Below are 12,660 nucleotides of genomic sequence, written 5' to 3'. Positions count from 1 at the left end.
CGGCAAAGCACTTGGGACCCTTCAGATGAAGGGTCCCAAGTGGTAGTTGGTCGAACCGGCCTAGGCGGGCCAGTCCATCAGGGCGGACCGGATCAGGAACCTTTTTCCCTCCGGCGCCTCGACCGAAAAGCCGCTCCCCCTGCCCGGCACCACGTCCACCGTCAGGTGCGTGTGGCTCCAGTAGCTGAACTGCTCCCGCGACATCCAGAATTCCAGCGGCTGCGGTTCCAGTCCCTCGGAGAGGTCGAAGAGGCCAAGCAGGACGTCTGCTTCCGCGGTGATGAAGTCGCCCGCCGGATAGCACATGGGCGAGGACCCGTCACAGCAGCCGCCGGACTGGTGGAACATGAGCGGACCGTGCTGGAGCCACAGTTTCCGCAGCAGCTGCACGGCCGCCGGGGTGAGCGCCACCCGGGAGAAGTCCTCCCCGGGCAGCGTCACCCCGGCCTCAAGCCTGTCCAGCGGCATCAGAACCTCAGGACTACGCGGCCGTCGATCTTGGCGTGCTTCATTTCATCCAGGACGGCGTTGACCTCCGAGAGTTCCCGGACGGACACCGTGGGGTGGATCTTGCCCTGGGCGTAGAAGTCCAGCGCCTCCTCCAGGTCCTGTCGGGTGCCCACGATTGAACCGCGGACTGTCAGGCCCTTGAGCACAATCTCGAAGATCGGTGCGGGAAAGTCGCCGGGCGGCAGGCCGTTGAACACGATCGTCCCGCCACGGCGTGCCATGCCGATCGCCTGCCCGAAGGCCGAGGGATGCACCGCGGTGACCAGTACTCCATGGCATCCTCCGGTTTCGCGCTGGATGACTTCCACCGGGTCCTCATGCAGGGCGTTGACCGTCAGTTCGGCGCCGTGCGCCTTCGCCAGGGCGAGTTTGTCGTCGGCAATATCCACGGCAGCCACCCGGAGGCCCATGGCGACGGCATACTGGACGGCGATGTGACCAAGGCCGCCGATGCCGGAAATGGTGACCCACTGCCCCGGCCTTGCTTCGGTCATTTTCAGGCCCTTGTAGACGGTGACGCCGGCGCAGAGCACCGGCGCCACCTCGACGGGGTCGGATCCCGCCGGTATGCGGGCGGCGAAGCGCGAGTCCACCAGCATGTACTCGCCGAACGAGCCGTCAACACTGTAGCCGGCGTTCTTCTGCACTTCGCAGAGTGTTTCCCAGCCGGTGCGGCAGTACTGGCAGTCGCCGCAGGCGGACCAGAGCCAGGCATTGCCCACCAGGTCACCGACGGCCAGGTCGGTGACGCCCTCGCCGAGGGCCACCACTTCCCCCACGCCCTCGTGGCCGGGGATGAAGGGCGGTGAGGGCTTGACTGGCCAGTCACCTTCCGCCGCGTGGAGGTCGGTGTGGCAGACGCCGGTGGTCAGGACCTTGACCAGTGCCTGTCCCGGGCCGGGGGCGGGAATCTCGAGGTCCTGGACCTGGAGGTCCTTGCCGAATTCGGTTACTACTGCTGCTTGCATTCTCGTCGTCATTGGCGAAATCCTTGCGTCGTTGTAGCGGGGTTGGAACTGGGGTGCAGCGGCTACTTCTAGAAGAAGCCGAGCTTGTTTTCGTTGTAGCTGACCAGCAGGTTCTTGGTCTGCTGGTAGTGGTCCAGCATCATGGCGTGGTTCTCGCGCCCGATGCCTGAGGACTTGTAGCCGCCGAACGCGGCGCCCGCCGGGTAGGCGTGGTAGTTGTTCACCCAGACACGGCCGGCCTGGATTTCCCGGCCCGCCCGGTATGCCACGTTGCCGTTGCGGGACCAGACGCCGGCGCCGAGGCCGTAGAGGGTGTCGTTGGCGATGCCCATGGCGTCGTTGTAGTCGCTGAACTTCGTCACGGCGACCACCGGGCCGAAGATCTCCTCCTGGAAGATCCGCATCTTGTTGTGGCCCTCGAAGACCGTGGGCTGGACGTAGAAACCGCCGGCAAGGTCGCCGGGCAGCTCGGCGCGGGCGCCGCCGGTCAGGACCGTGGCGCCTTCCTGCTTGCCGATGTCGATGTAGGACAGGATCTTCTCGAGCTGGTCGTTGGAGGCCTGCGCCCCGACCTGGGTTTCGGTGTCCAGCGGGTTGCCCTGGACCATCTTTTCCACCCGGGCAACGGCGTCGGCCATGAAGGACTCGTAGATGTCTTCCTGGACGAGGGCGCGGGACGGGCAGGTGCACACCTCGCCCTGGTTGAAGGCGAACAGCGCGAAGCCCTCCTGTGCCTTGTCGTAGAACGCGTCGTTCTCCTGGGCGACGTCGTTGAAGAAGATGTTCGGGCTCTTGCCGCCGAGCTCCAGGGTGACCGGAATCAGGTTCTGGCTGGCGTACTGGCTAATCAGCCTGCCGGTGGTGGTCTCGCCCGTGAAGGCGATCTTGCGTATCCGGGGGCTGGACGCGAGCGGCTTTCCGGCCTCGACGCCGAAGCCGTTGACCACGTTCAGGACGCCGGCGGGGAGCAGGTCGCCGATGAGCTCCATCAGGACCAGGATGGACGACGGCGTCTGCTCGGCGGGCTTGAGCACCACGGCGTTGCCGGCGGCGAGGGCGGGCGCGAGCTTCCAGACGGCCATCAGGATGGGGAAGTTCCACGGGATGATCTGGCCGACGACGCCGAGCGGCTCGTGGTAGTGGTAGGCGGTGGTGTCCTCGTCGAGCTGGGACAGCCGGCCCTCCTGGGCGCGGACGGCGGAAGCGAAGTAGCGGAAGTGGTCCGCGGCCAGGGGCATGTCGGCGTTAAGGGTTTCGCGGACGGGCTTGCCGTTGTCCCAGGACTCGGCGACGGCCAGCATTTCCAGGTTCTCGTCGATCCGGTCAGCGATCTTGTTCAGGATCGCGGCGCGCTCGGCCACGGAGGTCTTGCCCCAGGACGGCGCAACCTTGTGCGCGGCGTCGAGCGCCAGTTCAATATCCTCCGCCGTGCCGCGGGCCACCTCGCAGAAGACCTTGCCCGTGACGGGGGTGACGTTTTCGAAGTACTGGCCCTTCACCGGGGCCACCCATTCGCCGCCGATCCAGTTCTCGTAGCGGTCCTTGAAAGTGACCTTCGAACCCTCGGTACCGGGCTGGGCGTAAACAGTCATTGCTAGCTCCTTTGCTGTGCATGGGGCGGAGGCCGGGTCATGGCCTCCGCCGTTGCACTCAGCGTAGGAGGGCAAAGGTTGCAGTCAGGTTGCAACCCTGTGGCCCACATCACAGGGGCTCATTGTCAGGCGCGCAGTTCGGCTTCCAGCCGCTCGAGGTCGGCGACGACGGCGGCACGCTTGGGCGAGCGGGCAGGCAGCAGTTTCAGGGCGGCACGCCGGACCCCGACGTCGTCCCTCGCCTCGGGCAGCTCAGCGTACTTGAGCAGCGTTTCGGCGCTGCCGTCCGTGAGGACGGCTTCCCGCATCAGGGACGAGACCCTGTCCCGGAGGTCGATGATGCCGGGGGCCTCGGACTTGGGCAGCACGGCCCCGCGGTAGATCTCCAGCGCGATCCGGTGGGCGCCGCGCTGCAGGCAGTTAAGGACCTGGCCGCTGTCCGGCACCAGGTCCAGGGGCAGCCGGTACGGCCGCGAGCCGGGAACGGCGGCCGGATTGAGCTGCTGCAGGACCTTGCGCAGCCGGACCATTTCGGCGCGCAGCGTCATGGTGGACCCGTCGCCCGGGTACAGGAGGACGCTGAGTTCCTCGGCGCTCAGTCCGTCCGGGTGCGAGCCCAGCAGGGCGAGGATTTCGCTGTGCCGGGCGGACAGCACCACGGTTTTGCCCTCGATGCTGAGCAGGGCCTGGTCGCGGCCCAGCAGCTGGAGGCTGTTGCGGTACAGGCTGCCCTCCTTCGCCCCCGGCACCGGTGACCGGGAAGCGCTGCCCTGGCTCCGCCGTCGTGCAGGCCTGCTGGCCAGCGACGCCGCCAGCTGCAGCCGTTCAACCCGCAGCTGCGCCTGCGCGGCGGCCACGGTCGCCTCGACGAGCGACAACGTGTGGGGTGCCACCGCCGTGGCCGTACCGGTGATGTCCACCACGCCCAGGACGGCGCCGGAATCCGGATCGTGGAAAGGAACAGCGGTGCAGCTCCAGGGGTGGACGGTGCGCTGGTAGTGCTCGGCCCCGGCGATCTGGATTCCCCGGCCCAGGGCCAGGGCGGTTCCGGGGGCACTTGTTCCCACCGTTGCCTCGGACCAGTCGGCACCCGGGACGAACATCATGCCCTCGGCGCGGCGCTGCAATACGGGGTCCCCGTCCACCCACAGGAGCCGGCCCACCTCGTCACCCACTGCCACCAGCAGGCCGCTGTCGTGGCTGGGCTGGACCAGGAGCTTGTTAATGACAGGCATGATGGCGGCCAGGGGGTGCTGGCTGCGGTAGTCCTCCAGCACGTCCCGGTCCATGGCGAGCGGGGCTGCCGGGCTGTCCGGGTTTGCCTTGAAACTGGCCGAACGCTGCCAGGACTCTTTGATGAGCTTGCGCAGGCCTGGTATTTCCGGGGTGCCGGCAGCGGCACCGTCCAGGAACTCATGCCCGGCGAGGGCGGCTCGCTGGTGCGGCTCGGCCGGCTGGATCAGGTTCGTCATCGAACTCCCATGATGGTGCGCGGCATTCGTTCTGCCAGCCCGGCAATTGTAACCCTCAGCCGGCTGAACGGCGGCCGCAAATGCGTTGCTTTTGGCCCCTGTGGCAGGCGGGAGTCCCCGGAACGGCGCGGTTGCGGGGACCAGCTGCCTGCAAAAGTTACGCAAACAGGGACGCGTCAGCCGCAAGGTTGGGGGGCGGGAACCGTTAGCCGCGGGAGATGCGGATCATCTCCTCGCGCGGCACCACCTTGATGCGTTCGCGGACCACGTGGTCCAGGCCTTCGGGCCCGGTCCAGGCAGCACCGAGGCCTGCTTCGTGGGCGTCGAGCCTGTTCCAGCCCTCCCATGTGGTGTATTCGATGCCGCGCTCTTCCAGCAGGTCGATAATCGCCTGGGGGTCAGGGTTCTTGGCCGGGGGCAGGGTCAGCCGGTCCTCAAGGAGGAAACCGATGGTTTCCAGGGCGTCGCCCTTGGTGTGGCCGATCAGGCCTACCGGCCCGCGCTTGATCCAGCCGGTGGCGTAGATGCCGGGGACGGGGTTGCCTTCAGCGTCCAGGACCCGGCCGCCTTCGTTGGGGATGACGCCCCGCTTGGCGTCGTACTCGAGTTCGTCCAGGGCGGAGCCGTGGTAGCCGATGGCCCGGTAAACGGCCTGGACCGGGTACTCGATGTACTCCCCCGTGCCCTTGGCATTCCCGGTCCCGTCGAGCTGCATGCGCTCGAACTTGATCCCGCCCACCTTGCCCGTGCCGTCGTCGAGCACCTCTACGGGGCTGTGCAGGAAGTGCAGGTGGAGCCGCCTGGAGGACGGATTCTCGGACTCGGTGTGCTCCTCCACCAGCCAGTTGGTGAGCGTGTTCACCATGGTCTTGATCTGGTTGTTGCTGCGGATGGCGTCATCGGAGGCTTCGTCGAACTCGAAGTCCTCGGGGTAGAGCACAATGTCCACGTCGTTCATGTGGCTCAGTTCCCGCAGTTCCAGCGGCGTGAACTTCACCTGGGCCGGGCCCCGGCGGCCGAAGACGTGCACGTCCGTGACCGGCGAAGCCTTCAGCCCCTGGTAAACGTTGTCCGGAATCTCGGTGCTCAACAGCTCCTCAGGATGCTTGACCAGCATGCGGGCCACATCCAGTGCCACGTTGCCGTTCCCGATCACCGCGATTTCCTTCGCCTCCAGGGGCCACTCGCGGGGGACGTCCGGGTGGCCGTCGTACCAGGACACAAAGTCAGCGCCGCCGAAGGAGCCCTGCAGCTCGATGCCGGGGATGTCCAGGTCAGCGTCCTTGACCGCGCCGGTGGAAAAGATCACCGCATCATAGAAGGCCCGGAAGTCGTGCAGGGTGAGGTCCCGGCCGTACGTTACGTTTCCCAGGAACCGGATGTCGCCGCGGTCCAGGACCTTGTGCAGCGCATTGACAATGCCCTTGATCCGGGGATGGTCCGGCGCCACGCCGTACCGGATCAGGCCGTACGGCGCCGGGTAGGCCTCGAACAGGTCGATGCTGACCGCGAAATCGCCGTCCTTGACCCCGCTGGACTTCGTGAGGATGTCCGCAGCGTAGACACCGGCCGGCCCCGCGCCCACAATGGCGACGCGGAGGGGACGGGAGGAGGCGGATTCGCTGTGGTTGGACACCGGAAGCCCTTCTGAACTGGCTGTCTTGACGAGAATGCGCCGGACAGGTAGCGCACAGTCCCTTATTCTAGGCCTCAGCCGCTCTTCGCCAGCGGAACCACGTCACCTTCGCGGTACAGCAGGGCCCTGAGCTCGGCTTCGGCGGAGTCGGGCCGTTTGGGATCGATGGTTTCGCCCTCGTGGTAGTGATCCACTATGCGGGGATCGACGTAGCTCTTGCGGGCGATCGACGGCGTGTTCCCCAGCACCTCCGACGCTTCCATCATGGCCCGGGCGATGGCCCTCTTGCGTTTGGCCGCCGTCCGCCGGGCGCCTGTGCGGGCCAGGCTGCCCGCAGCCGCAACCGAGCCCCGCAGGGTCCGGAAGTCCTTGGCCGTGAAGTCGGATCCGGTCCGCTCCTTCACGTAGGCGTTGATGTCGGCACTGGTGACCGGCTTCCACTGCCGTCCCTCCTTGTACGCCAGGAGCCGGGCATTGGGGCCGCGCCGCTTGAGCAGCCGCAGCAGGACGGCGAGGTCTGCGTCGCGGAATTCCGACTCCCAGTCCTTGCCGCTCTTGGCGGGAAACTTCAGCAGGATACGGTCCTTGCGCACCGTCACGTGGGCGCAGAGCAGGGTGGCGAGCCCGTGGCTGCCGTTCTCGTTCGTGTACCGCTCAGACCCCACCCGCAGCGATCCGCTGTCCAGCATCCGGAAGGCCCCGGCGAGGACCCGGTCACGCGAAAAGCCCTCACTGCGCAGGTCCATGGTGACCCTGCGGCGGGCCGACGGCAGCGACTCCGCCAGTTGCAGGGAACGGTCGAATTTCACCCGGTCCTTCCGTTCCCGCCATTCCGGGTGGTAGATGTACTGGCGCCGGCCCACCGCATCCACACCGGTTGCCTGGATGTGCCCGTTCTCGAACGGGGCAATCCATACATCTGTCCACGCCGGCGGAATGCCGATGCTTTCCAGCCGGTCCCGAACCGGACCGGGCGGCAAGGTGGAGCCGTCCAGGTCCCGGTAGCTGAAGCCTTTACCGGCAGCAACACGGCGGTAGCCTCGGCCCGAAGCGTTGCTGCGCCGGAGCCTCATGGGGCCGTGTCCGGCCGCTTGGCGAAGATCATAAAAGCAAGCCTACTGATTATTTGCCGGTTGCGTGCCCTGCCTGCTGGAATACCTGCCCCCGGGGTGGTGTTATGGGTTCCGTGCCCACTCCCGATGGATCCTCCCCCGCCAGTGCCCCGGCTCCCGCCGCTGCGCCCCGTCCTTCCCGGGCAGCCGGCCCCAAAGCCGCCGGTCCCAGGGCCGTAGATAAGGAGACGACGGCGGGAATCCTCTTTGGCATCGGGGCTTACGGGCTGTGGGGGCTGCTGCCGCTGTACTTCTTTGTCCTCATGCCGGCGGGCGCCGTCGAAATCGTGGCCAACCGGGTGGTGTGGTCCCTGCTGTTCTGCGCCCTCCTCATCATGGCCACCCGTTCCTGGTCCGCGCTGGCGCAGGCCCTGCGGGACCGGGCCGTGTTTGGTTCGCTGGCCCTGGCCGCCCTCCTGATCGCCGTCAACTGGCTGACGTACACCTACGGGGTGACCACCGGGCAGGCCGTTGAGGCCTCCCTTGGCTACTTCATCAACCCGCTGGTGTCTGTCCTGCTGGGCGTGTTCGTCCTGAAGGAGAGGCTGCGTCCGCTGCAGTGGACCGCCGTCGGCATCGGTTTTGTGGCGGTGGGCGTCCTCACCTACTCCTACGGCAAGCTGCCGTGGATCGCACTGACCCTGGCCTTCAGCTTCGGCCTCTACGGTTTCGTCAAGAAGCGGGTGGGGTCCAGGGTGGACGCCGTCACCAGCCTCAGCGTGGAGAGCATGGTGCTGGCCCCGTTCGCGGCGGCCACGATGGTCTACCTGGCAGCCGCCGGAACAGCCACGCTCACCACACAGGGACCGGGCCATTTCTGGCTCCTGCTGGCCTCCGGCGTGATCACGGCGGTACCGCTGCTGTTCTTTGGAGCCTCGGCCCGCCGCCTTCCCCTGACAACCATCGGGCTGCTGCAGTACTTCGCGCCAGTCCTGCAGTTCATCCTGGCGCTGGTGGTGTTCAGGGAAGCGATGACCCTGGACCGCTGGATCGGCTTCGGCGTGGTGTGGGTGGCGCTGCTGGTCCTGACCGTGGACATGCTGCGCACGGCCCGCAAGGCGTCCGTGGCCCGGAGACGGAACCGGGCGGCCCTCAAATCCCCCTAGCCCCCTGTTGCCGGGAACCCCGGTGGAGTAGGTTGCTCGGATGGAGGACTCATATCAGGTCATCGTGATCGGGGCCGGATTCGCCGGCACCGCTGCAGCCAGGGAACTTGGCCGCAAGGGCGTCCGCGTCCTGCTTATCGATTCGAACAACTACCACCAGTTCCAGCCGCTGCTGTACCAGGTGGCCACCTCGCAGATCGGCGTGTCCGCCATTGCCCGCCCCATCCGGTCCATGTTCCGGCGGATTCGCAACGTGCGGGTCCTGACCGCGGAAGTTGCCTCGGTTGATGTTGGAAACCGCACCGTCACCACCGACGAGGGTGACACGTTCCGCGCCCAGGTTTTGGTGATCGCCGTGGGCGCCGTGCCCAACTTCTTCAATACGCCCGGGGCGGAGGAGCATGCCTTCCCGCTGTACTCCGTGACCGACGCCACCAGGCTTGGAACCAGCGTGACCCGGCTGCTGGACCGGGCCGACCGCGAGCCTGGAACCGAAGTGGACATGGTGGTGGTGGGCGGCGGTCCCACAGGGGTGGAGACTGCCGGCGCCCTGGCGGAAAACATCAAGTTCGTTGTGGCAAAGTTCTTCTCCCCGGAACTGGCGGCCCGGTGCCGCGTGCACCTGGTGGACATGGTGCCGAGCGTGCTCGCCATGTTTTCTTCCAGGTCCCAGGAATACACCCGGCAACGCCTGGCGAAGATAGGTGTCCAGATGCATATGGGGGTGGGCGTCACCGAAGTCAGGGCCGACGGCGTGACGCTGGCTGACGGGACGGTCATCCCGGGCGGGATCGTTGTCTGGGCCGGCGGGCTGAAGGGCGGTGACCTCATCGCCGGCTCGGGGCTGCCGCAGGGAAAGGGCGGCCGGATCGACGTCCAGGCGGACCTGACGGCCCCTGGTGCGGAAGGCGTGTATGTCATCGGCGACGCCGCCAACATCACCGATTCGACCGGAGCGAAACTGCCGCAGCTCGGTTCGGTGGCCCAGCAGGCCGGGAAGTGGGCCGCGCGCAACATCCTTGCCGACCTCAACGGCGGAACCCGGCAGCCTTTCCGCTACGTGGACAAGGGATACATGGCGATGATCGGACGGGGCGCGGCGGTGGCTGAACTGGGGCGCCGGCGCGTCCAGCTCCAGGGTCCGCTGGCTTTTCTGTCCTGGCTCCTGGTGCACCTTGCCCTGCTGTCCGGATTCCAGCAGAAAGTCCGCGCCCTGTTTTCCTGGCTCAACGGCTACGTGCTGCACAGTCCCGCGCAGGTGGTCATCGGAGAACCGGACAAAGCCCAGAGGTAGCGGCGCCTTAATCCCCCGAGGCCCCGGAACAGTAGTTCCGGGGCCTCGGGTTGTGTTCGCGCCGTTGCGAGGGGACGCTAACTCTGTGGACTGCTACGCGTTGGCTTTGATGGCGGCGGCCAGGACGTCCAGGCCGTCGGTCAGCAGTTCGTCGGTGATGACCAGCGGCGGCAGCAGGCGGATCACGTTTCCGTAGGTGCCGCAGGTGAGGATGATGACACCTTCCTTCAGGCACGCGGCCGCCACGGCCTTGGTCAGTTCCGGGTTCGGTTCCTTGGAGCCAGCCTGGACCAGTTCGACGGCGAGCATGGCGCCGCGCCCGCGGACATCGCCGATAACGGCTGTTCCGGCACCGGCAAGCTCGGCCTGCAGCGCGCGGAGGCGGGTAGTGGCCAGGGCTTCAATGTGGCGGGCCCGGCCGTTCAGGTCGTACTCCTCCATGGAGCCGATGGATGCCAGCGCGGCTGCGCATGCCACCGGGTTGCCGCCGTAGGTGCCGCCCAGGCCCCCGGGGTGCACGGCGTCGAGCAGGTCTGCCCGGCCGGTGATGGCGGAGAGCGGCATGCCGCCGGCGATCCCCTTGGCCAGGGTCAGGATGTCCGGGACAACACCCTCGTGGTTGACGGCGAACCATTCACCGGTGCGGCAGAAGCCGGACTGGACCTCGTCGGCGATGAACACGATGCCCTTGTCCTTGGCCCAGGCGGCCAGCGCGGGGAGGAAGCCCTCGGCGGGGACAATGAACCCGCCTTCGCCTTGGATGGGTTCGATGATGATCGCGGCAACCTGGTCCCCGCCGATCTGCTTCTCGATCATGGTGATGGCGCGCTTGGCGGCCTCGGCACCGGTGATCTCCGGGTTTTCCTCGCGGTACGGGTAGCTCATGGGCATGCGGTACACCTCGGGCGCGAAGGGGCCGAAGTTGGTCTTGTACGGCATGGCCTTCGCGGTGAGCGCCATGGTCAGGTTGGTGCGGCCGTGGTAGGCGTGGTCGAAGGCCACGACGGCGTCGCGTCCGGTGGCGAGGCGGGCCACCTTGACGGCGTTCTCCACCGCCTCAGCGCCTGAATTGAAGAGGACCGTGCGCTTCTCGTGGTCGCCGGGCGTGAGGCGGTTGAGCTGCTCGGCCAGTGCCACGTACCCCTCGTACGGGGTGACCATGAAGCAGGTGTGCGTGAAGTGCTCCACGGCTTCCTTGACGGCACCGACGACGGCGGGATCGGACGCGCCCACGCTGGTCACCGCGATGCCTGAGCCGAGGTCGATGAAGGAGTTGCCGTCGACGTCGTGGATGATCCCGCCGTCGGCGTCTGCAACGTAGACGGGAACGGCGGAGGCGACGCCGGCGGCAACTACTGCCTTGCGGCGCTCGGCCAGTGCCACCGACTTGGGCCCGGGGAAGTCGGCCTGGACCCGGCGCTTCTGCTCCAGGCGGAAGGTGATGTCTGATGCGGTGGTGGTCATGGGGAGCCTTTCTGGAAAGCCTGGGGTTTGATGCGGAGGTTTGGCGGCGGGGTTATGCGTCGAGTGCACTCATGACGTGCTTGATGCGCGTGTAGTCCTCAACGCCGTACATGGAGAGGTCCTTGCCGTAGCCGGACTGCTTGAAGCCGCCGTGGGGCATTTCGGCGGTGAGGAGGATGTGGGTGTTGATCCAGACGGCGCCGAAGTCCAGGTCGCGGCTCAGGCGCATGGCCGTGCCGTGGTCGGTGGTCCACACGCTGGAGGCGAGGGCATAGTCCACGTCATTCGCCAGTTCCACAGCTTCTTCCTCGGTGCTGAACTTCTGCACGGTGATGACGGGCCCAAAGGTTTCCTTCTGGACGATGTCATCGCTTTGCCTGGCGCCGGTGACGATGGTGGGTTCGAAGAAGTAGCCCTTCTCCCCCGCCCGGTGGCCGCCAATTTCGATCCGGCAGTTGGCAGGCAGGTTCTCCACCACCGAGCTGACGGCGTTGAAGTGGTTGACGTTGTTCAGCGGGCCGAAGTAGTTGTCCTCATCGTTCTGCGAGCCGGTGCGGAGGGTTTTGGTGTGCTCCACCATAGCGGCGACGACGTCGTCGTGCACCGAGTCTTCCACCAGCACGCGCGTGATCGCGGTGCAGTCCTGGCCGGCGTTGAAGAACGCGAACTCGGCGATGGCCGCGGCACTCTTCTTGATATCGGCGTCCTTGAAGACGATGGCCGGCGCCTTGCCGCCAAGCTCCAGGTGGGCACGCTTGAGGCCCTTGGCCGCACCGGACGCCACAGCGATGCCGGCACGGACGGAGCCGGTGATGGACACCAGGCCGGGAACCTTGTGGTCCACCATCAGGGCACCGGTCTCGCCCGTGCCCAGCACCACGTTCAGGACGCCGGCGGGCAGGATGTCCCCTGCGAGGCGGGCCAGGACCAGCGTGGATTCCGGGGTGGTGTCCGAGGGCTTGAGGACCACGGTGTTGCCGGCGGCGAGCGCCGGGCCGATCTTCCAGATGGCCATCAGGAAGGGATAGTTCCAGGGTGCAACCTGTGCCACGACGCCGATGGGTTCGCGGCGGACGTAGGAGGTGTGCCCCTCGAAGTATTCGCCGGCGGACTTGCCTTCAAGGATGCGGGCTGCGCCGGCAAAGAAACGGAGCTGGTCGGCGCCGGCCGCCACTTCCTCGGAGGCGATCAGGGAGCGGACCTGGCCCGTGTTGCGGTGCTGGGCCTCCACGAGTTCGTCACTGTTGGCCTCGACGGCGTCGGCGAGCTTGAGGAGCATCAGCTGGCGCTGCCCCGGGGTGACGTGCTTCCAGGTCCTGAAGGCGTCCTTGGCTGCGGTCATGGCGGCGTCCACATCGGCCTGCACCGAGACGGGCGAGTGCGCCACGACCTCCCCGTTGGCCGGGTTCACGATGTCCAGCAGGGTGGTGCCGGCAGGGGTGACGAACTTCCCGTTGATGAAGTTCTGCAAGGTTTGGACCACGGTGTGCAACCTCTTTCGTAGGA

The 12,660-nt window shown here is 66.8% G+C and carries 10 protein-coding genes; 2 read left to right on the top strand and 8 right to left on the bottom strand.

The window, feature by feature from the left end; translation table 11 throughout:
* Nucleotides 1–60: 60 nt before the first annotated feature.
* From PV768_RS05045 to PV768_RS05020, 6 genes are all read right to left on the bottom strand, one after another.
* A complete protein-coding gene (locus tag PV768_RS05045) occupies nucleotides 61–468 on the bottom strand; it encodes a DUF779 domain-containing protein (RefSeq protein ID WP_157241545.1) in 408 nt (135 codons plus the stop codon).
* Nucleotides 468–1,490 carry an alcohol dehydrogenase AdhP gene (gene adhP, locus PV768_RS05040; RefSeq protein ID WP_197432478.1) on the bottom strand — a complete coding sequence of 341 codons (1,023 nt, stop codon included), beginning with the start codon at nucleotides 1,488–1,490 and terminating at the stop codon, nucleotides 468–470. The genes PV768_RS05045 and adhP overlap by 1 nt, the downstream gene beginning before the upstream one ends.
* Before the next feature lie 56 nt (nucleotides 1,491–1,546).
* Nucleotides 1,547–3,070 carry an aldehyde dehydrogenase family protein gene (locus PV768_RS05035; protein ID WP_421092434.1) on the bottom strand — a complete coding sequence of 508 codons (1,524 nt, stop codon included), beginning with the start codon at nucleotides 3,068–3,070 and terminating at the stop codon, nucleotides 1,547–1,549.
* Nucleotides 3,071–3,195: 125 nt separating this feature from the next.
* Nucleotides 3,196–4,542: a GAF domain-containing protein gene (locus tag PV768_RS05030; RefSeq protein ID WP_421092433.1), complete on the bottom strand. Its 1,347-nt coding sequence runs from the start codon at nucleotides 4,540–4,542 to the stop codon at nucleotides 3,196–3,198.
* 205 nt (nucleotides 4,543–4,747) lie between these two features.
* Nucleotides 4,748–6,178: an FAD-dependent oxidoreductase gene (locus tag PV768_RS05025; RefSeq protein ID WP_321214146.1), complete on the bottom strand. Its 1,431-nt coding sequence runs from the start codon at nucleotides 6,176–6,178 to the stop codon at nucleotides 4,748–4,750.
* 74 nt (nucleotides 6,179–6,252) lie between these two features.
* A complete protein-coding gene (locus PV768_RS05020) occupies nucleotides 6,253–7,251 on the bottom strand; it encodes a DNA topoisomerase IB (RefSeq protein WP_321214147.1) in 999 nt (332 codons plus the stop codon).
* Between the two features lie 104 nt (nucleotides 7,252–7,355).
* Here PV768_RS05020 and rarD point away from each other — a divergent pair, with 104 nt between their 5' ends.
* Both rarD and PV768_RS05010 read left to right on the top strand, forming a co-directional pair.
* Nucleotides 7,356–8,396 (top strand): EamA family transporter RarD, encoded by a 1,041-nt coding sequence (gene rarD / locus PV768_RS05015; protein ID WP_157241538.1) that lies wholly within the window; start codon nucleotides 7,356–7,358, stop codon nucleotides 8,394–8,396.
* 40 nt (nucleotides 8,397–8,436) lie between these two features.
* The gene (locus tag PV768_RS05010; protein WP_157241537.1) at nucleotides 8,437–9,690 is read left to right on the top strand and encodes an NAD(P)/FAD-dependent oxidoreductase; all 1,254 of its coding nucleotides are present in this window, start codon (nucleotides 8,437–8,439) and stop codon (nucleotides 9,688–9,690) included.
* A 93-nt stretch (nucleotides 9,691–9,783) separates the two neighbouring features.
* Here the strand turns inward: PV768_RS05010 and gabT are convergent, their stop codons facing one another.
* A complete protein-coding gene (gabT, locus tag PV768_RS05005) occupies nucleotides 9,784–11,154 on the bottom strand; it encodes a 4-aminobutyrate--2-oxoglutarate transaminase (protein WP_157241536.1) in 1,371 nt (456 codons plus the stop codon).
* A 52-nt stretch (nucleotides 11,155–11,206) separates the two neighbouring features.
* Nucleotides 11,207–12,637, bottom strand: a complete 1,431-nt coding sequence (locus PV768_RS05000; protein WP_421092432.1) for a gamma-aminobutyraldehyde dehydrogenase — start codon at nucleotides 12,635–12,637, stop codon at nucleotides 11,207–11,209.
* Nucleotides 12,638–12,660 lie beyond the last annotated feature (23 nt).

This window comes from Pseudarthrobacter sp. CC4 (assembly GCF_048957775.1).
Lineage (GTDB): Bacteria > Actinomycetota > Actinomycetes > Actinomycetales > Micrococcaceae > Arthrobacter.
This window is presented reverse-complemented; position numbering and strand designations above follow the sequence as displayed.